Below are 19,457 nucleotides of genomic sequence, written 5' to 3'. Positions count from 1 at the left end.
TCGGAGGTGCGATGAAAGGCCGTCGCTTCGAACCAGCGGTGTTGCCGTCAACGCACCGGCGCCATCAGCGCGAAATGCGCGCCTTGCGGGTCCTGGCACTGCACGATCCAGCTGCCGCCGGGGACCTCCATAGGCCCCATCAGGATCTTGCCACCATTGTCGGTGACGCGCTTGGCCGCCGCATCGATGGCCGGCACGTTGAAATAGAACTGCCACACCGGGACGGGGATTTGCGCCGGCTTGTTCATGATGCCGCCGCCGGATTCGGGGCCGGCCGTGAAAGTCTGGTAGGTGCCCATCGGACCCATGTCGAAATCGCCGGCATTGGCCCAGCCGAACTGGCCGGAATAGAAATCGAACGCGGCCTTCCAATCGCTGGTGTAGAGCTCGTGCCAGCCGATATGGCCAGGCGTGCTGGCCGGCACGACGGGCTGGTCGGGGCCGTTGGGCTGCAGGAACATGAAGGTAGCGCCTTGCGGATCGGTGACGACGGCAAAACGGCCGACGCCCGGAATGTCGTCGGGCTGGCGATGAACAGCGCCGCCAGCAGCCTTCAGTGCCTTGGTCGAAGCATCAACATCTTTGGTGTGGATATAACCGAGCCAGGCGGGTGGCATGCCCATCTTAGCGGCATCCTCGGGCATCGTCATCAGGCCGCCGACGCCGCGTTCGCCGACATTCATGACGATGTAGCGCGGCATGCCGGGCGCCTTGTCGAAGGGCTGCGCCGTCCAGCCGACAATTTTGGTGTAGAAGGCCTCGGCGGCGTCGAGGTCTGTTGTCATCAGCTCGTACCAGAAGAAGGGCATCGGGGATTTCGGCATGGTCGGTCTCCTCACCGTTCAAGCATCGATCGTTGTCCGATCCACCCCAGGACGATCCTGGCGGCGGAAATCCGACAACCGCCCGGACAATAATGTCTGCCCATGACATGCGTTCCCCGGTTGCGCGCCCGCGGTTTTCGATTTTTGTACGGCAAGGGGGTTGTTCATGCGCCTTATGTCGCTCACGCCAGAGCTTGTCGCACTGTGTCACAGGGAAGAGGCCGATCCCGGCCCGGACCCAAGCTGGACCGAGTTGAAGGACGGGGATTTCCAGAGCCTTGCCTTGCGGCTTTCCGGCGACGCGGATGAGGGGCCGCTCTGGGTGTTCGCCTACGGCTCGCTGATCTGGAAACCGGAATTCAGATCGGTCGAGCAGCGGCTCGCCACGGCCTTCGGCTGGCATCGCTCCTTCTGCCTCGACATGGTGCGCTGGCGCGGCAGCGCCGCGCAGCCGGGGCTGATGATGGCGCTCGAGCGCGGCGGGCGCTGCAATGGGGTGATCTACCGCTTGCCGGAGGGCGAAAAGCCGGCCCAGATCGAAAGGCTGCTGCGGCGTGAGATCAGCGACCATGAGAGCGTCAGCTCGGTCCGGTGGCTGCCTGTGCATACGGCGCAAGGCACGCTGCGGGCGCTCGGTTTCTGGGTTGGCGTGAAGGGCAGGGGAACGTCACTCGGCCAGCCGCTGGACAGAGTGGCAAGCGTGCTTGCCAGAGCCTGTGGCCATATCGGCTCCGGCGCCGAATATCTCTACAACACGGTCAGCCATCTCGAAGCGTTCGGCATCCACGACCGCAATCTGTGGCGGCTGCAGCAACTGGTGGCGGACGAGGTGCGGGCTATTTATGGCCGGCCGGTCGGCGAGGACCATCCAGTCCGGCAAGAGCAGCCGTCCACTGCATAACATGAGTGAAAAAATCATGTTTTTATCGAGCCTTTTCAGCAGCTTGCGGTGAAAATTGACCAATTGATAAAAAAATAAAACGTGCTAGCCTTCCCCAAAACGAAAACATGGGGAACTGACAATGCCAGAAGGCCAGTTCAAGGAAGGTATCGTCGGCGGCCGGCTTGCGGCCGAGCAGTACGCGGACAATTTTTCCGACCTGCATCCGCCGCTCGATCATCACGAGGCGCTGGTCGGATCCGACCGCTGCTATTTCTGCTATGACGCGCCGTGCATGAACGCGTGCCCGACCTCGATCGACATTCCGCTGTTCATCCGCCAGATCTCGACCGGCAACCCGATCGGCTCGGCCAAGACCATTTTCGACCAGAACATCCTTGGCGGCATGTGCGCCCGCGTTTGCCCGACCGAAACGCTGTGCGAAGAGGTCTGCGTGCGTGAGGTGGCGGAGGGCAAGCCGGTGCAGATCGGGCGGCTGCAGCGCTACGCCACCGATGTCGCGATGGCCGAGAACAAGCAGTTTTATCCACGCCCGGAGCCGACCGGAAAGACGGTCGCCGTGGTCGGCGCCGGCCCGGCCGGCCTTGCCGCCGCGCACCGGCTCGCCCGCCATGGTCATGACGTGACCATACTGGAAGCGCGGCCGAAGGCCGGCGGCCTCAACGAATATGGCATCGCCGCCTATAAGAGCGTCGACAATTTCGCCCAGGCCGAGGTCGACTATGTCACGGCGATCGGCGGCATCGACATCCAGAACGGCAAGGCGCTCGGCCGCGACTACCAGCTCTCCGACCTGATCCGCAATTACGATGCGGTGTTCCTCGGCATGGGACTTGGCGGCGTCAACGCGCTGCGCGCCGATGGCGAGGATGCCGCCGGCGTCACCAATGCGGTGGAGTTCATCGCCGAACTGCGCCAGGCCAGCGACCTCTCCGGCCTGCCGGTCGGCCGCCGCGTCGTCGTCATCGGCGGCGGCATGACGGCGATCGACGCGGCCGTGCAATCAAAACTCCTCGGCGCCGAGGAGGTGACGATCTGCTACCGGCGCGGCCAGGAGCATATGAACGCTTCCGGGTTCGAGCAGGATCTGGCCGCCGCCAACGGCGTCACCATCCGCCACTGGTTGCAGCCGAAGCGGGTCATTGCCGAAGGCGGGAAGGTGTCAGGCATCGAACTCGAATACACAGCGCTCAACGGCGACAAGCTCGCCGGTACCGGCGAGACGCTGACGCTGGTTGCCGACCAGGTATTCAAGGCGATTGGCCAGAGCTTTGTCCCGGCCGCCCTCAATGGCAGCGGCGCCGCGATCGAGCTCGAAGCCGGCCGCATCAAGGTCGATGCGGAAGGGCGGACATCGCTGGCCAAGGTCTGGGCCGGCGGCGACTGCATCTTTGGTGGCGACGACCTGACCGTCTCGGCCGTGGCGCAGGGGCGCGATGCGGCGGAGAGCATACACAGGAGTCTGACGCGGGGATAAGGATCATGGCCACGGTGGAACCGGGCGTCGCCCGTCACTACGACATAGCTGGTCTCGAGCAGCGCATCCTTGCCGCGCTCGCCGATACCGGCGTGGACATTGCCCATCTGCGTGCCGGCGATCTTGAAGCGGTCGACGAATTCCACATTGGCGGTATCGCCGCCACCAGGGAACTGCTTGGCCAGATGGGTTTGAAGCCCGGAGCCAGGCTGCTCGACATTGGTTCCGGGGTGGGTGGTCCGGCCCGCTTTGCCGCCAACCATGCCGGCGCCGATGTCACCGGCATCGATCTCACGCAAAGCTATGTCGACGTCGCGACCAGCCTGTCGAAGCGGGTGGGAATTGCCGACAAAGTCCGGTTCGTGCAAGGCAGCGCGCTGGACATGCCGTTCGCCAACGCCAGCTTTGACGCGGCCATGATCCTGCATGTCGGCATGAACCTTCCCGACAAGGCAAGGCTGATGAGCGAGGCCGCGCGCGTGCTCAGGCCGGGCGGCGTTTTTGCGGTCTACGATGTGATGCGGCTTAAGGACGGCGCGCTGACCTATCCCGTGCCATGGGCCTCCAACGAGACCATGTCCTTTGTCGCCACGCCAGACGACTATCGCTCGGCGGCCACGGCTTCCGGCTTCTCCGTCGTCGCCGAGAGGCAGCGTGGTGCTTTCGCCGTCGAATTCTTCGCCGCGATACGTGCCCGGATGGCCGCCGCACAGGCGGAAGGAAAAAGCCGGCGCCCGGCGTCGGCCTGGTCATGGGCGAAGATGCCCGCACCAAGATCGCCAATATCACCGCCGCGCTTGAAGGCGGTATTCTCGCACCCGTTGAACTGCTTCTTCGTCTCGGCTGAAAGGGACCTGTCATGGCAGACATCCGCAACAATTTCGTCGGCATCAAATCGCCAAATCCGTTCTGGCTGGCCTCGGCACCGCCGACCGACAAGGCCTACAATGTCGTCCGCGCCTTCAAGGCGGGGTGGGGCGGCGTGGTGTGGAAGACGCTGGGCGAGGAAGGTCCGCCGGTGGTCAACGTCAACGGCCCGCGTTACGGCGCGATCTGGGGCGCCGACCGGCGCCTGCTCGGCCTCAACAACATCGAACTGATCACCGACCGCGACCTGCAGGTCAATCTGCGCGAAATCAAACAGGTCAAGAAGGATTGGCCCGACCGCGCCATCGTCGTTTCGCTGATGGTGCCTTGTGTCGAGGAGAGCTGGAAGGCGATCCTGCCGGTGGTCGAGGAGACGGAAGCCGACGGCATCGAACTTAATTTCGGCTGCCCGCACGGCATGTCGGAACGAGGCATGGGCGCTGCCGTCGGCCAGGTGCCGGAATATATCGAAATGGTGGTGCGCTGGTGCAAGGCCAACACCCGCATGCCCGTCATCACCAAGCTGACACCCAACATCACCGATGTGCGCAAGCCGGCGCGCGCCGCACTCGCCGGCGGCACCGACGCGGTGTCGCTGATCAACACCATCAATTCGATCACCGGTGTCGATCTCGACAGCTTCGCGCCTCAGCCGACCATCGACGGCAAGGGTTCGCATGGCGGCTACTGTGGCCCGGCGGTGAAGCCGATCGCCATGAACATGGTGGCCGAAATCGCGCGCGATCCGGAAACGCATGGGCTGCCGATCTCCGGCATTGGCGGCATCACCACCTGGCGTGACGCGGCCGAATTCATGGCGCTCGGCGCCGGCAATGTGCAGGTCTGCACGGCGGCGATGACCTACGGTTTCAAGATCGTGCAGGAGATGATCGCCGGCCTGGAAAACTGGATGGACGAGAAGGGCCACCGCTCGCTCGACGACATTGTCGGCCGCGCCACGCCCAACGTCACCGACTGGCAGTATCTCAACCTCAACTATGTCGCCAAAGCGCGTATCGACCAGGACGCCTGCATCAAATGCGGCCGCTGCCACATCGCCTGCGAGGACACTTCGCACCAGGCGATCACCAGCATGGTCGACGGCGTCAGGCATTTCGAGGTGATCGAGGCCGAATGCGTCGGCTGCAACCTCTGCGTCAATGTCTGCCCGGTCGAGAATTGCATCACCATGGAGCCGCTGGCCGCCGGCGTGATGGACCAGCGCACCGGCAAGCCGGTGTCGCCGGTCTACGCCAACTGGACGACGCACCCGAACAACCCGATGGCCAAGGTGGCTGCGGAGTAGGGCTTGCTCCAGCGCAGGTAGGGCTGCTTGGCAGAACTTGGGTTCCTCGCCCCACGGAGTGGGGAGAGGTGGCCCGGCGAAGCCGGGACGGAGAGGGACTTTCGGGACGACTGGGAGCTTACCCAGGCTTCAGATCGCCTTTCATCTTGCTTGCGCCTGATTCCTCACCGGTTTTGACTTCACAAAGGTCGTCCCCCTCTCCGTCCCGGCTTCGCCGGGCCACCTCTCCCCGCTTTGCGGGGTGCGAGGAACCCAAGTCCTGTGAAGCCATCGCGAACATGTGCATTTCCGCATTTCCCTATTGCAGATAAAAATTATCCACGATAAAAGATATCCATAAATAGGAGATCGGCATCATCATGAAGCTGGGCGAGGGCGTTGAAGCTGCCATCCACTGTGCTGCTACGCTGGCGAGCGTCGAGGGCAACAGCACCATGCCAGGTGCGGCGCTCGCCGAAGCCTTCGGACTGTCGCCGAGCTATCTCTTGAAGCATCTCAACATGCTGACCGCCGAGCGCATCCTGGAATCGGTATCGGGTCCGGCTGGCGGCTACCGGCTGGCGCGGCCGGCCGAACGCATCACGCTGCTCGACATCGTGCTGGCGGTCGAAGGGCGCGAACCGGCGTTTCGCTGCGGCGAAATCCGCCGCAACGGCCCGGTCAAGATCGATGCCTCGGCCTATGTCAAACCCTGCGGCATCAATGCCGCGATGCTGAAGGCGGAGCGGGCCTATCGGGCAGCGCTCGCCGAAACAAAGCTGTCCGACATCGTGGCGGACTACGCGGCAGAGGGCGATCCGAGATCCTTTGCCGCCAGCTGCGCCTTCGTTGCGCGCCACCAGCGGCCGCAGAAACCCAATTCAACCCCGCAAACCCCAAAGCAGATGTGAAAGGAAAGACGATGAAGCCGAGACTGCAATTTTTCGCCAAGGCGCCCGAGATCATGAAGGCGGTGTCGGCGCTCAACAAGGCGGTCGACGAATGCGGGCTTGAGGTCGGCCTGCTGCACCTGATCAAGCTCAGGGCCTCGCAGATCAATGGCTGCTCCTACTGCGTCGAGATGCACAGCCGCGAGGCGCGGCGCGATGGCGAGACCGAACAGCGGCTCTATCTTGTCGCGGCCTGGAAGGAATCGCCGCTGTTTTCCCCGCGTGAGCGCGCCGCCTTCGCCTGGACCGAGGCGGTGACCCTGATCGCCAACAATGGCGTGTCGGGCGAACTCTACGCCCGCACGCTCGAGCATTTCTCGGAAGAGGAACTGGTCAAGCTGTCCGTTGCGCTGGGCATGATCAACACCTGGAACCGGCTGTGCATCCCGTTCCAGGCCATTCATCCGATGCCGGCCGCCAAGGCGGCCTGACTTGTCCTGATGTGTTTTGGAGCGCCGTCGAGGAGGTGGCGCTCCAACTGTTTTCAAGGGGAGTGTTTTATGCCTGCCGATTTACCATCGACCTTCTTGTTTCTCGGCCGCCTGTTGCTCGGCGGCGCTTTCGTCTTCGCCGGCCTGCGCAACATCCAGAACGCGGCCTTCCTCACCGGGCTGATGGCCGCGCGCGGCGTGCCACAGGCGCGGCTGGCGCTGTGGGCCGGCATTGTCCTGCAGATCCTTGCCGGCGCCTTGGTGATCGCTGGGCTGTGGACCGCGATCGCCTGCGCGGTGCTGGTGCTGTTCCTGATCGCAGCGACGCCGATGGTCCACAATTTCTGGGATCATCAAGGCCCGGACCGCGCGGCGCGCATCAACGGCTTCGTCGGCAATGTCGCGCTGAGCGGTGGTTTCCTGACGCTGATCGCGCAGTCCGTTTAAAGGCTGAGGTCACGCCGCGAACCGCAGACCACCATCGCAGGTCAGCACCTGGCCGGTCATGAAGCCGTTGGAGACGAGGAAGGCTATCGCCGAGGCGACGTCCTCGGCGCGGCCAATCCTGCCCACAGGGGTCTTGCCGGCATATTCGGCAAAAACCGCCTGCCGCTGGTCCTCAGGCAAAAAATCCCACCACGGCGTATCGATCACACCAGGCGCGACGACGTTGACGCGCAGCGGCTTCAGTTCGACAGCCAGGATCGGCGTCACGGTCAGCAGCATGCCGTTGACGGCGCCGATGCCGGCGACGCCGGGCATGGTGACCTGAGCCGACACCGCCGAGATGAAGGTTACTGACCCCGATTTGTTGAGCGTCGGCAAGGCGGCCTGCAGGCAGGACAGTTGCGGCCGCACCTTCTCCTCGACGCCGCTGCCGATATCGGCAAGGTCGAGCGTCGCGAACGGGCCGAGGCCCTTGCCGCCGCTCGCCGCCAGGACGAGGTGGTCGAACGGGCCGAGACGCTCGAAGAACTGACGCACCTCGTCCGGCTTCGAAGCATCGAAGGCGGCCTTGTCGGCGGCGCCGCCGAGGCTTTTCCAGGCACCGTTGAGCTTGTCCTGGTTGCGGCCGGTGATCGTCACCTTCATGCCGGGCCCAATCAGCTTGCGCGCGGTTGCCAGGCCGATGCCGGAGGAGCCGCCGATGATGACTGTGTGTTCGGTGGTGTTGGTCATGAGTGCTGTTCCCTGGATTCTGGGGAGGCTGGGCCGACAAGGTCGAGGCTCAGGCTTCGCAATTGTTGCCTTGCCCTGGCGTCGTAAGCCTGGGCATCGGCGCGGGATTCGCGCAGGCCGTCGAAATAGAGGCCGCTGCGCCCTGCGAGCGCGGATGAGGTCGCCAGATTAACGATGGCGTCGGCGCCGGTTTCGACAGAGCTCCATGGCGTCACGCCGGCCTGCCTGACCATGGTCGTGTCCATGTAGCTCGCCGGATGCAGCGCATTGACGGTGACGCCGGTGCCTTTCAGTTCCTCCGCCAGATCGACGGTGAACAGGATCTGCGCCAGCTTGCTCTGGCAGTAGGCACGCACGCCGCTATAGCCATGGGTCAGCATGACATCGCCAAAGTCGATCGCCTGCTGGCCTGCCGAGGCGACATTGACGATACGCGCTGGTGCGCTCGCCTTCAGCAGCGGCAGAAGTTCCGAGGTCAGCAGGAAGCCGGCGAGATAGTTGACCGCGAAACGCAGTTCGTAGCCATCGGCGCTGATCTGTCTTTTGGCGCCTGCCGTGCCGATGCCGGCATTGTTGATGAGGATGTCGAGCCGGTCCGTTCGGGCACGCACGGCCTCGGCAAGGCGGCGAATTTCGGCCAGCGAGGCGAGGTCGGCGGCGAAGAACTCGGCTCCGCCGCCGACGGCCTCGATTTCGGCTGCCACGGCCTTGCCACGCGCGGCATCGCGGCCGTGCACCAGCACGCGGGCGCCGGCGGCACCCAGCCGTTGCGCGACGACGCGGCCGACGCCGTCGGTCGAGCCGGTGATGAGGATTGTCTTGTCTTTCAGGTCCATGTCGGGAGCCTCCTGTCTGTTGCTCCAGACGCAAGATGGGACGTCCCACGGATCTCAAACAGTTCAAACTTTATCCTGGTATCAGTACTGCTATAATAGACATCATGGACGCTCCCTCTCATTCCGCTGAAGACAGCCGCCGGCGCGAACTCGGCGCTTTCCTGCGCTCACGCCGCGAAAGGCTGACGCCCTCGGCGACCGGCATCACGACCGGCCTCAGGCGGCGCACGCCAGGCCTGCGCCGCGAGGAGGTGGCGATGATCGCAGGCGTCGGCGCCACCTGGTACACCTGGCTGGAGCAGGGCAGGGACGTGCGGCCTTCCGTGGAGGTGCTGACGGCGCTGTGCGGGGCGTTGCGCCTCGACGCCGCCGAGAAACGGCATCTCTTCACGCTTGCCGGCCGCCAGCAGCCGGAGCGGCGGCGCATCGCGGCAGGAAAGGTCGAAGGCCCCTTGCTGCATATGTTGCAAAGCCTTGTCCTGCAGCCCGCCTATGTCGTCGGTCCGCGCTGGGACGTGCTGGCCTGGAATGACGCGGCCGTCGCCATTTTCGGCGATTATGGCCTGCTCGAGGGCGACGCCCGCAACATCATCCACGGCGTGTTCACCGATCCGCACCGGCGGCATTTGCTGGTCGACTGGGAGCAGCTGGCGCGTGCAACCCTTGCCGCGTTCCGCGCCGAGAGCGCCAGATATGTCGGCGATCCGGATTTCGAGCGATTGATCGCGCTGATGATGCGCTCAAGTCCGGAGTTCCGGGAATGGTGGCCGCAACGCGACGTCGTGCACCGCTTGTCCGGCATGAAGCATCTGCGCCACCCGATCGCCGGCCCGATGGTGTTCGAGCATATGAGCCTGTCGATCGATGACGGCTCCGATATGAAGCTGATCGTCTACACGCCGCTCGCCGAGCACAACTCGATCGCCAAGCTGCAGAAGCTGCTGGACGCGCTGCCGGCCGAGCGGCGCAGCGCCTGAGAGGGGTCAGCCCCTCGGCTTCAGCCCCTCAAGAAACAGTTGCTCCAGGAACCGTGCCGCGTCCTCGAAGCGGCCGTCGCCGCCGCGGTTCGGTCCGAGCACGGCGCGGACCTGGACGTCGAAATCGGCATAGTGCTGCGTGGTTGCCCAGATTGAGAAGATCAGGTGCCAGGGGTCAGTCCGGGCGATCTTGCCGGCACGCATCCAGCCCTTGATGACGGCGGCCTTCTCGTCGACCAGCGTCTTCAGTTCGCCGGCCAGCAGCGGCATGATGCGTGGCGCGCCTTGCAGGATTTCATTGGCGAAGAGCCGGCTCTCGCGGGGAAAATCGCGCGCCATTTCGAGCTTGCGCCTGATGTAGCTCCTGAGTTCGGTCATGGGGTCGCCGATGTCGTCGAGCTCGCGCAGCGGCGCCAGCCAGGTGTCGAGCAGGCGCTGCATCAACGTCTCGTGAATGTCTTCCTTGCGGCGGAAGTAATAGAGCAGGTTCGGCTTCGACATGCCGGCGGCTTCGGCGATCTGGTCGATGGTCGAGCCGCGGAAGCCGTTGGTGGAGAACACTTCGAGCGCCGCCTCCAGAATGAGCTCGCGCTTTTCCTGCTGGATGCGGGTGCGGCGAGGCGCTTCCGTGCCGGTGTTCACCGTTGCGAACCCTCATGTTGCCAAATCTCGCGTTCAGGGGCATCTGGACCAATTCTCTGGACCAGTTTTTCTCTGGGCTGTGGAACGCACTTCAGGAGCCGCATTTCCGCTAGTAATCCCTTGACCGCCGACAGGGCGGTGCTAACGTTTGTCCAATCGGTCAAAAATTTGCGTAGCATGAAAACGGCGCAAAGACCAAGCGTTGGACGCACCGAAACAGGTTACAAGGGGAAGTCTTGGTCATGTCCAACCGGCTGAAAGTCACGCCGAACGATCTCAGCGCATTCTGGATGCCGTTCACGGCAAACCGGCAGTTCAAGCAGGCGCCACGCATGTTCGTGTCCGCCAAGGACATGCATTACACCACCAGCGATGGCCGCAAGGTGCTCGACGGCACCGCCGGCCTCTGGTGCGTCAATGCCGGCCACTGCCGGCCGAAGATCACTGAGGCGATCCAGCATCAGGCCGCCGAACTCGACTATGCGCCGGCCTTCCAGATGGGCCATCCGATCGTGTTCGAACTGGCCAACCGCCTGGTCGACCTCGCGCCTAAGGGCATGGACCACGTCTTCTTCACCAATTCCGGTTCGGGAATCGGTCGAGACCGCGCTGAAGATGGCGATCGCCTATCACCGCATGAAGGGCGAGGGGGCGCGCACCCGCCTGATCGGCCGCGAGCGCGGCTATCACGGCGTTAATTTCGGCGGCATCTCGGTTGGCGGCATCGTCAGTAACCGCAAGATGTTCGGCACGCTGCTCGGCGGCGTCGACCACATGCCGCACACGCATCTGCCGGAGAAGAACGCCTTCTCTAAGGGCGTGCCGGAATATGGCGCGGAGCTCGCCAATGAGCTGGAGCGCATCGTCACATTGCATGACGCCTCGACCATCGCCGCTGTCATCGTCGAGCCGGTCGCCGGCTCCACCGGCGTCATCCTGCCGCCCAAGGGCTATTTGCAAAAGCTGCGCGAAATCTGCACCAAGCACGGCATCCTGCTGATCTTCGATGAGGTCATCACCGGTTTCGGCCGTCTTGGAGCGCCGTTCGCCGCCGACTATTTCGGCGTCACGCCCGACATCATGACCACCGCCAAGGGCGTCTCCAACGGCGTCATCCCGATGGGCGCGGTGTTCGTGAAGAAGGAAATCCACGACGCGTTCATGACTGGCCCCGAGCACATGATCGAGTTCTTCCACGGCTACACCTATTCGGGCAATCCGATCGCTTGCGCGGCGGCACTCGGCACGCTCGACACCTACAAGGAAGAGGGCCTGCTCACCCGTGGCGAGGAACTGGCGCCCTATTGGGAAGACGCGCTGCATTCGCTGAAGGGCGAGCCGCATGTCATCGACATCAGGAACATTGGCCTGATCGGTGCGATCGAACTGGCGCCGATCGCCGGCAGCCCGACCAAGCGGGCCTTCTCGGCCTTCGTCAAGGCGTTCGAGCGCGGCGCGTTGATCCGCACCACCGGCGACATCATCGCGCTGTCGCCGCCGCTGATCATCACCAAGGGCCAGATCAACGAATTGATCGACCATGTGCGTGAAGTGCTGAGGTCGATCGATTGATGATCTGGGCGCGGATATCCCTCCCCCTCGAGGGGAGGGTGGCCGCGAAGCGGTCGGGTGGGGTCGGTGCGACCGGACGCCGACCTGATCTTTTGCCGCGAGGCCGCCGCTGATGCCCCGCACTCGTGTGAGCTACGAAATGCGCCAGAAGGCGCGCGCGCTTCGAGTTCACGCGACCAAGGGTGAATCCCTGCTCTGGTATGAGCTGCGCGATCTCAAATCGATCGGCATAAAGTTTCGCCGCCAGTGCCCGATCGGGCCGTACATCGTCGACTTCGCCTGCTTTGGTGTGAAGCTGGTGGTCGAGGTGGATGGCGATCTGCACGAGTATGAAAGGGGCAAGCGGCACGACGCCGTCCGCGATGCCTATCTGCGTTCGCTCGGCTTCGATATCTTTCGCGTTGACGAGCCCGATGTCATAAACAGCGCTTGGCATGTCGCGCAGGCGGTCAAGGGGAAGGTCGAGCTTATGTCAGGCGACCCCACCCGACCGCTTCGCGGCCACCCTCCCCTCGAGGGGGAGGGGGACGCCGCGCAATTGGAGAGGTTTTGAATGGCCGCACCCGGCGAGAATTTGCGAATCAATTCAGACCGTTTGTGGGATTCGCTGATGGAAATGGCGAAGATCGGCCCCGGCATTGCCGGCGGCAACAATCGCCAGACCGTGACCGATGAGGATGGCGAGGGCCGGCATCTGTTCAAGCGCTGGTGCGATGCCGCCGGGCTGGAAATGGGCGTCGACGAGATGGGCACGATGTTTGCCCGCCGCGAAGGCACGGACCCAACCCTCCCGCCGGTCTATGTCGGCAGCCATCTCGATACGCAGCCGACCGGCGGCAAATATGACGGCGTGCTCGGCGTTCTTGGCGGCCTGGAGATCGTGCGCTCGCTCAACGATCTCGACATCAAGACAAAACATCCGATCGTCGTCACCAACTGGACGAACGAGGAAGGTGCGCGCTTCGCGCCGGCGATGATGGCGTCGGGCGTGTTCGCCGGCGTGCTCGACCAGGCCGATGTCTACGAGCATACCGACAAGCAAGGCAAGAAATTCGGCGAGGAGCTCGAGCGCATCGGCTGGAAGGGCACCGAGAAGGTCGGTGATCGCAAGATTCACGCCTTCTTCGAACTGCATATCGAGCAGGGGCCGATCCTCGAGGACGAAGGCATCGACATTGGCGTCGTCACCCATGGCCAGGGCCTGAAATGGCTGCAGGTGACGCTGACCGGCAAGGAAGCCCATACCGGCTCGACGCCGATGCCCAAGCGCCGCAATGCCGGGCTCGGCATGGCCCGCGTGATCGAACTGGTGCACGAGATCGCCATGGACTATCAGCCCGATGCCGTCGGCGCGGTCGGCCACATGGAAGTGTTCCCGAACTCGCGCAACATCATTGCCGGCCGCACCGTCTTCACCATCGACATCCGCTCGCCCGAGAAGGAAGTGCTTGATGCCATGGACGGCCGCATCCGCGAAGGCATCGACACGATCTGCGAGGCACTCGACATTCAGTATAAGATCGAGCAGGTCGGCCATTTCGATCCCGTGACTTTCGATGCGGGCTGCGTCAAGGCCATCCGCGATGCCGCCGACCGCCTCGGCTATACCCACCGCAACATCGTCTCGGGCGCCGGCCACGACGCCTGCTGGATCAACCGCGTCGCGCCGACCGCCATGGTGATGTGCCCGTGTGTTGACGGGTTGTCACACAACGAGGCCGAAGAGATCACCAAGGAATGGGCCTCGGCTGGCGCTGACGTTCTGTTCCACGCGGTGGTGGAGACGGCCGTCATCGTGGAGTGAACTTAGACATCTAGATTCCAAACGCCGCTCATAAAGAAGCGCGAAGAGAACAAGGGAACAGAAAATGACCAAAGTTATCAAGAACGGCACCGTCGTCACCGCCGACCGCAGCTGGAAGGCCGATGTGCTGTTCAGCCACGGCAAGATCGTTGCGATCGGCTCGGACCTGCATGGCGACCATGAATATGACGCCACCGGCTGCTACGTCATGCCCGGCGGCATCGACCCGCACACCCATCTCGAAATGCCGTTCATGGGCACCTATTCGGCCGACGATTTCGAATCCGGTACGCGGGCCGCCCTTGCCGGCGGCACCACGATGGTGGTCGATTTCTGCCTGCCGTCGCCACAGCAATCGCTGCTCGAGGCCTTGCAGATGTGGGACAACAAGACCACCAAGGCTGCCTGCGACTATTCCTTCCACATGGCGATCACCTGGTGGGGCAAGCAGGTGTTTGATGAGATGGCCACCGTCGTCGACAAGGGCATCACCTCGTTCAAGCACTTCATGGCCTACAAGGGCGCGCTGATGGTGGATGACGACGAGATGTATGCGTCGTTCCAGCGCTGCGCCGACCTTGGCGCGCTACCGCTGGTGCATGCGGAGAATGGCGACGTGGTCGCCGCTTTGTCGCAGAAGCTGCTGGCCGCCGGCAACAACGGCCCGGAAGGCCATGCCTATTCGCGGCCGCCGGAAGTGGAAGGCGAGGCCACAAATCGCGCCATCATGATCGCCGACATGGCCGGCGTGCCGCTCTATGTTGTGCATGTCTCCTGCGAACAAGCCCACGAGGCCATCCGCCGGGCGCGGCAGAAGGGCATGCGGGTGTTCGGCGAGCCGCTGATCCAGCACCTGACGCTGGATGAGACCGAGTATTTCAACAAGGACTGGGACCATGCGGCGCGGCGCGTGATGAGCCCACCCTTCCGCAACAAGCTGCACCAGGATTCACTGTGGGCCGGCCTGCAGGCTGGATCGCTGCAAGTGGTGGCGACCGATCACTGCGCCTTCACCACCAAGCAGAAGCGCAACGGCATCGGCGACTTCACCAAGATCCCGAACGGCACCGGCGGCCTCGAGGACCGCTTGCCAATGCTGTGGACCACGGGTGTCAACACCGGTCGGCTGACGATGAACGAGTTCGTCGCGGTGACCTCCACCAACATCGCCAAGATCCTCAACATGTACCCGAAGAAGGGCGCCATCGTTGAAGGCGCGGATGCCGACATCCTCGTCTGGGACCCGAAGCGGAAGAAGACGATTTCTTCGAAGAAGCAGCAGTCTGTCATCGACTACAACGTCTTCGAAGGCTTCGAAGTGACCGGCCTGCCGCGCTTCGTCTTCTCGCGCGGCGAGCTGTCGATCGAGGAAGCCGAGGTGAAGGCCAAGCCCGGCCATGGCCAGTTCGTCGGCCGCGAGCCGAACGCCGCAGTCAACCGGGCGCTGTCGACCTGGAAAGACATCACCGCGCCGCGCAAGGTGGAACGGACCGGTATCCCGGCGACGGGGGTCTAGGCTTGGCGCGTTCGGCCGCGCTCATCCCGGTGGTCCTGGCGGCAGTTGCCGGTGGTCCGGCGACCGCGGCCGGTGTGCTGGCCGGCTCCTGGGGCAATGATGTCGGCTGTGCCGGCGTAAAGGCCGGTTATCAGGACAGCGATGCCTATATCCTGCTGACCGCGGAAGGCATCGAGACCTATGGCAGCGGTTGCCGGTTCGAGCAGAAATTGACCTCAGTGCCAGGCCCGCAATCGCTGCGTTCTACCTGTTCCGCCGAGGGCGAGGCGGGAACGACGATCGAAACCGTTGTGGTCACCAACAAGGGAGGGGATGGTTTCTTCGTCACCATTCCCGGCCTGGAAGAACTGGGGCCGCTGCAATCATGTTCTTAACGTTGGGCAATGGGGGAATGAGCATGCGTGGTTTTAGTCTGTCTGTTGCGATGGTCGTCGTTTTGGCTGCCGGTCAGGCATTCGCGGCAGGCATCGACCTGTCGAAGCCCTATGGCGATAAATATGGCTGCATCAACCGCAACGGCCAGGAAGTCGCCGCCGATCAGATGCTGCTTTTGACCGACAAGGAATTGATCACCGCCGCCAGCGCCTGCACGTTCACGAAGACGCAAGCGCAAGCTGACGGATCGCTGGTGGTGACGGCGACATGTGAGGCCGAAGGCGAAGACGGACAGGCGCCGACCAATTTCACCATCAAGCGCAGTGCCAAGAACGCCAAGAAGCTGACGATCACCGATGCGGACGGCAACGTCATGGGGGAAGTCTCGCGGTGCAAATGACCGCGATCCCGTCAGCGTCAGGCGACCAGCGCATCCAGTTCCGGCAGCAGGACGACGCTCTCCTGTTCATTGGGATCGGTGCGGGCAATGACGGCCGAAGAGGGAGCGTTGCTCAGATTGGCCGGCAGATGCGGCACGCCGGCCGGAATGTAGAAGAGGTCGCCGGCCTTGACGACGATGTGGTGCTCGAGCCGGTCGCCATACCAGGTATGGACCTCGCCGGAGAGCACGTAGATCGCGGTTTCATGGTTCTCATGCAGATGCGCCTTGGCGCGGGCGCCGGGCGGCATGGTGAGCACATGCATGCAGATGCCGGAGGAGCCGACCGACTCCGTGGCGATGCCGGCGAAATAGGTCAATCCCTGCTTGCCTTCATAAGTGCTTTCAGGGCGGATAAGATGACAAGTGGGTTTGGGCGACATCGGGGAACTCCGGGCGTCGATCTGAGTGGGACAAGGTCAGTGGGACAGGGCCAAATGGGACAGGGTAAGTGGAAAACAACATCGCGATAAAAGCAATCGGATTCCGGCCGCCGCCGCTGTGGCGGGAACAGGCAGGCAACGGCCGATGACAGGGATTTCGCCAGCCGTCGTCGCGGCAAGCAAACTTGGCCTCACCTTCCAGACCAATGACGGCCCCGTCCAGGCGCTGTCCAATGTCGACCTGACGATCGGCAAGGGCGAGTTCGTCTCCTTCATCGGACCGTCGGGTTGCGGCAAGACCACGCTTTTGCGCGTCATCGCCGATCTGGAGAAGCCGACATCAGGCACGATCTCGGTCAACGGCATGACGCCTGAACAGGCGCGCGAGAAACGCGCCTATGGCTATGTCTTCCAGGCCGCGGCCCTTTTTCCCTGGCGCACCATCGAGCGCAATGTCGGCCTGCCGCTGGAGATCATGGGCCTGTCGAGGGCAGAGCAGGCGGAACGCATCAAGCGCACGCTCGATCTCGTCAACCTGTCGGGCTTCGAAAAGAAATACCCCTGGCAGCTGTCCGGCGGCATGCAGCAGCGCGCCTCGATCGCACGCGCGCTCGCCTTCGACGCCGACCTCCTGCTGATGGACGAACCATTCGGCGCGCTGGACGAGATCGTGCGCGACCACCTCAACGAGCAATTGCTGGAACTGTGGGCGCGCACCAACAAGACCATCTGCTTTGTCACCCACTCCATTCCGGAGGCCGTGTATCTGTCGACTCGGATCGTGGTGATGTCGCCGCGGCCCGGCCGGGTCAGCGACATCATCGAATCGACGCTGCCGAAGGAGCGCCCGCTCGACATCCGCGAGACGCCGGAGTTTTTGGCGATCGCAGCGCGCGTGCGTGACGGTCTGCGGGCAGGGCACAGCTATGATGATTGAGGCGGCCCGCTAGATGGACTCCTTCCGCGACAAGCTCGTCCCCGTCACCTCGATCCTCGCTGGCGTGGTCGTGCTCTGGTACGTCTTCGCCGTCATCCTCAATGCGCCGTTCCAGCGCGATCTCGACACCCGTGCCAACGAAACCCCCGGCGCCGTCGAGTTCATCGGCAAGACGCTGGCGCAGCCGAAGCCGACACTGCCGGCGCCGCATCAGGTGGCGGTGAACTTCTTCGAAAACACTTTCCTGCGGCCCATCACTTCGAGCCGCAGCCTCGTCTACAATGCCTGGGTGACGCTGTCGTCGACGCTGCTCGGCTTTGCCTTCGGTACCGCGCTCGGCATCATCATTGCCGTCGGCATCGTGCATGTGGCGACGCTCGACCGCAGCCTGATGCCGTGGATCATCGCCTCGCAGACCATTCCGATCCTGGCGGTGGCGCCGATGATCATCGTCGTGCTGGCGGCTATCGGCATTACCGGGCTGATCCCGAAGGCGATGATCTCGACCTATCTGTCGTTCTTCCCGGTTACCGTCGGCATGGTGAAGGGGCTGCGCTCGCCCGAGATCATGCATCTCGACCTGATGCATACCTACAATGCCAGCGGCCCGCAGACCTTCTGGAAATTGCGCGTGCCGGCCTCGGTGCCGTTCCTGTTCACCTCGATGAAGGTGGCGGTGGCCGCAAGCCTGGTCGGCGCCATCGTTGGCGAGCTGCCGACAGGCGCGGTCGCCGGCATCGGCGCCAAGCTGCTCGCCGGCGCCTATTACAGCCAGTCCATCGATATCTGGTCGGCGCTGGTCGCCGGTTCGATCGTGGCGGCGCTTCTGGTCATGGTGGTCGGCATTGCCGGCCGCCTCGTCGACCGCGCAATGGGCGGGAGGCCGGCATGAACTGGCTGAAACCTTCCTGGCAAGCCGCCCTGGCGATCGTGTTGTGCGTGATCGCAATCGCGCTCGGCGCCATGTCGAAGCCGGAAGCGGCGGCGCTTGCAGACCCGGCGGCCAGCATCAACTATCCCTATCTCGGAACCAAGGGCGTGATGCTCGGCCTGGCGATCGTTGCGGCGCTGGTTTCGATGATCAGGATTCCGCCCCTTGCCGAGGCCGTTGTGCTGTTTGTCGGTGCCCATCTCGTTGCCTGGCTGCTGATCTCGGGCATCGCAGGGTTCGAGGGCACGGCATTGGCACCGTACTTCCTGCTGCTCACGGCTGCCTGGCTGCTTGGCTGGCGCTGCGTGGCGGTGCTGTCGGGGCTTCGCCCGATGGCGAGTTCGTTCCGGAACGCACTGCGCCTCATTATCCCGGCCATCTTCGGCGCCTGGATCCTGATCATCTGGGAAGCGGTGACGCGGGGCGCCGGCATTCCCTTCATCCTGTTGCCACCGCCGAGCGCCATCGGCGCGCGCATTGCCGGTTCGCTGCCGGTGCTCGGCGCCGATGTGCGGCAGACCATCTTCAAGGCGGTGATCTTCGGCTATGTCGTCGGCAGCGGCGCCGGCTTCATCACCGCGGTGCTTGCCGACCGCGTGCCGTTCCTGCGGCGCGGGCTCCTGCCGATCGGCAATATGGTTTCGGCGCTGCCGATCATCGGCGTGGCGCCTATCATGGTGATGTGGTTCGGCTTCGACTGGCAGTCCAAGGCGGCGGTCGTCATCATCATGACCTTCTTCCCGATGTTGGTGAACACGGTCGCCGGGCTGGCCGCCTCCGGCCATATGGAGCGCGACCTGATGCGCACCTATGCCTCGGGCTACTGGCCGACGCTGATCAAGCTCAGGCTGCCGGCCGCCGCTCCCTTTATCTTCAACGCGCTGAAGATCAACTCGACGCTGGCGCTGATCGGCGCCATCGTCGCCGAGTTCTTCGGCACGCCCGTCGTCGGCATGGGCTTCCGCATCTCGACCGAGGTCGGGCGGATGAACATCGACATGGTCTGGGCCGAAATCGCAGTTGCAGCACTTGCGGGTTCGGTCTTTTATGGCGTGGTCGCTCTTGTCGAAAGAGCCGTCACGTTTTGGCATCCCTCTGTCCGTGGTGGATAGGGGCGGTGGGTTTAAGGGT

The 19,457-nt window shown here is 63.7% G+C and carries 20 protein-coding genes and 2 pseudogenes; 17 read left to right on the top strand and 5 right to left on the bottom strand.

Translation table 11 applies throughout. The annotated features are described in order from the left end of the window. Positions 1-47: 47 nt before the first annotated feature. Positions 48-824, bottom strand: a complete 777-nt coding sequence (locus tag HB778_RS01615; protein WP_183460935.1) for a VOC family protein — start codon at positions 822-824, stop codon at positions 48-50. Between the two features lie 166 nt (positions 825-990). Here HB778_RS01615 and HB778_RS01610 point away from each other — a divergent pair, with 166 nt between their 5' ends. From HB778_RS01610 to HB778_RS01580, 7 genes and pseudogenes are all read left to right on the top strand, one after another. Next, entirely contained in the window at positions 991-1,725 is a 735-nt protein-coding gene (locus tag HB778_RS01610) for a gamma-glutamylcyclotransferase (protein WP_183460933.1), read from the top strand. Between the two features lie 121 nt (positions 1,726-1,846). Further along, positions 1,847-3,202 (top strand): NAD(P)-dependent oxidoreductase, encoded by a 1,356-nt coding sequence (locus HB778_RS01605; RefSeq protein ID WP_183460931.1) that lies wholly within the window; start codon positions 1,847-1,849, stop codon positions 3,200-3,202. A 5-nt stretch (positions 3,203-3,207) separates the two neighbouring features. Next, positions 3,208-3,786 (top strand): annotated as a pseudogene (locus HB778_RS41135) (class I SAM-dependent methyltransferase); the annotation flags it as partial. A 275-nt stretch (positions 3,787-4,061) separates the two neighbouring features. Then, the gene (gene preA, locus HB778_RS01595) at positions 4,062-5,375 is read left to right on the top strand and encodes an NAD-dependent dihydropyrimidine dehydrogenase subunit PreA (protein WP_183460929.1); all 1,314 of its coding nucleotides are present in this window, start codon (positions 4,062-4,064) and stop codon (positions 5,373-5,375) included. Positions 5,376-5,734: 359 nt separating this feature from the next. After that, positions 5,735-6,265, top strand: coding sequence for an RrF2 family transcriptional regulator (locus HB778_RS01590; RefSeq protein WP_183460927.1), 531 nt, complete (start codon positions 5,735-5,737; stop codon positions 6,263-6,265). Positions 6,266-6,276: 11 nt separating this feature from the next. Beyond that, positions 6,277-6,735: a carboxymuconolactone decarboxylase family protein gene (locus HB778_RS01585; protein ID WP_183460925.1), complete on the top strand. Its 459-nt coding sequence runs from the start codon at positions 6,277-6,279 to the stop codon at positions 6,733-6,735. Positions 6,736-6,804: 69 nt separating this feature from the next. Continuing rightward, positions 6,805-7,182, top strand: a complete 378-nt coding sequence (locus tag HB778_RS01580; RefSeq protein ID WP_183460923.1) for a DoxX family protein — start codon at positions 6,805-6,807, stop codon at positions 7,180-7,182. A gap of 9 nt (positions 7,183-7,191) precedes the next feature. Here HB778_RS01580 and HB778_RS01575 read toward each other — a convergent pair whose 3' ends face one another. Both HB778_RS01575 and HB778_RS01570 read right to left on the bottom strand, forming a co-directional pair. Further along, the gene (locus HB778_RS01575) at positions 7,192-7,914 is read right to left on the bottom strand and encodes an SDR family oxidoreductase (protein WP_183460921.1); all 723 of its coding nucleotides are present in this window, start codon (positions 7,912-7,914) and stop codon (positions 7,192-7,194) included. Beyond that, positions 7,911-8,750, bottom strand: a complete 840-nt coding sequence (locus HB778_RS01570) for an SDR family oxidoreductase (RefSeq protein WP_183460919.1) — start codon at positions 8,748-8,750, stop codon at positions 7,911-7,913. The genes HB778_RS01575 and HB778_RS01570 overlap by 4 nt, the downstream gene beginning before the upstream one ends. Positions 8,751-8,854: 104 nt before the next feature. Between HB778_RS01570 and HB778_RS01565 the strand changes: the two genes are divergently transcribed. Beyond that, positions 8,855-9,727 carry a helix-turn-helix transcriptional regulator gene (locus tag HB778_RS01565; protein WP_183460917.1) on the top strand — a complete coding sequence of 291 codons (873 nt, stop codon included), beginning with the start codon at positions 8,855-8,857 and terminating at the stop codon, positions 9,725-9,727. 6 nt (positions 9,728-9,733) lie between these two features. Here the strand turns inward: HB778_RS01565 and HB778_RS01560 are convergent, their stop codons facing one another. Beyond that, positions 9,734-10,369 carry a TetR family transcriptional regulator C-terminal domain-containing protein gene (locus tag HB778_RS01560; RefSeq protein ID WP_183460915.1) on the bottom strand — a complete coding sequence of 212 codons (636 nt, stop codon included), beginning with the start codon at positions 10,367-10,369 and terminating at the stop codon, positions 9,734-9,736. Between the two features lie 242 nt (positions 10,370-10,611). Between HB778_RS01560 and HB778_RS01555 the strand changes: the two are divergent. From HB778_RS01555 to HB778_RS01530, 6 genes and pseudogenes are all read left to right on the top strand, one after another. Continuing rightward, positions 10,612-11,941: pseudogene (locus HB778_RS01555) on the top strand (aspartate aminotransferase family protein). Between the two features lie 139 nt (positions 11,942-12,080). Further along, the gene (locus HB778_RS01550) at positions 12,081-12,494 is read left to right on the top strand and encodes an endonuclease domain-containing protein (RefSeq protein ID WP_244661759.1); all 414 of its coding nucleotides are present in this window, start codon (positions 12,081-12,083) and stop codon (positions 12,492-12,494) included. Next, complete coding sequence (locus HB778_RS01545) at positions 12,495-13,745, top strand: Zn-dependent hydrolase (protein ID WP_183460911.1); 1,251 nt, start codon at positions 12,495-12,497, stop codon at positions 13,743-13,745. A gap of 64 nt (positions 13,746-13,809) precedes the next feature. Continuing rightward, entirely contained in the window at positions 13,810-15,261 is a 1,452-nt protein-coding gene (gene hydA / locus HB778_RS01540; protein WP_183460909.1) for a dihydropyrimidinase, read from the top strand. 2 nt (positions 15,262-15,263) lie between these two features. Then, the gene (locus HB778_RS01535) at positions 15,264-15,635 is read left to right on the top strand and encodes a hypothetical protein (protein ID WP_183460907.1); all 372 of its coding nucleotides are present in this window, start codon (positions 15,264-15,266) and stop codon (positions 15,633-15,635) included. A 23-nt stretch (positions 15,636-15,658) separates the two neighbouring features. Beyond that, positions 15,659-16,036 (top strand): hypothetical protein, encoded by a 378-nt coding sequence (locus tag HB778_RS01530; protein ID WP_183460905.1) that lies wholly within the window; start codon positions 15,659-15,661, stop codon positions 16,034-16,036. 17 nt (positions 16,037-16,053) lie between these two features. On the opposite strand, the gene HB778_RS01525 is transcribed toward HB778_RS01530, so the two are convergent. Then, positions 16,054-16,458 (bottom strand): cupin domain-containing protein, encoded by a 405-nt coding sequence (locus HB778_RS01525; protein WP_015317160.1) that lies wholly within the window; start codon positions 16,456-16,458, stop codon positions 16,054-16,056. A 145-nt stretch (positions 16,459-16,603) separates the two neighbouring features. Between HB778_RS01525 and HB778_RS01520 the strand changes: the two genes are divergently transcribed. The 3 genes from HB778_RS01520 to HB778_RS01510 are packed head-to-tail and all read left to right on the top strand — an operon-like array spanning position 16,604 to position 19,438. Further along, positions 16,604-17,395, top strand: coding sequence for an ABC transporter ATP-binding protein (locus tag HB778_RS01520; protein WP_096447544.1), 792 nt, complete (start codon positions 16,604-16,606; stop codon positions 17,393-17,395). Between the two features lie 13 nt (positions 17,396-17,408). Continuing rightward, the gene (locus HB778_RS01515; RefSeq protein WP_183460903.1) at positions 17,409-18,287 is read left to right on the top strand and encodes an ABC transporter permease; all 879 of its coding nucleotides are present in this window, start codon (positions 17,409-17,411) and stop codon (positions 18,285-18,287) included. After that, positions 18,284-19,438, top strand: a complete 1,155-nt coding sequence (locus tag HB778_RS01510; protein ID WP_183460901.1) for an ABC transporter permease — start codon at positions 18,284-18,286, stop codon at positions 19,436-19,438. Before HB778_RS01515 ends, HB778_RS01510 begins: the two co-directional genes overlap by 4 nt. Positions 19,439-19,457: the final 19 nt, after the last annotated feature.

Source organism: Mesorhizobium huakuii (genome assembly GCF_014189455.1).
Taxonomy (GTDB): Bacteria; Pseudomonadota; Alphaproteobacteria; order Rhizobiales; family Rhizobiaceae; genus Mesorhizobium; species Mesorhizobium huakuii_A.
This window is presented reverse-complemented; position numbering and strand designations above follow the sequence as displayed.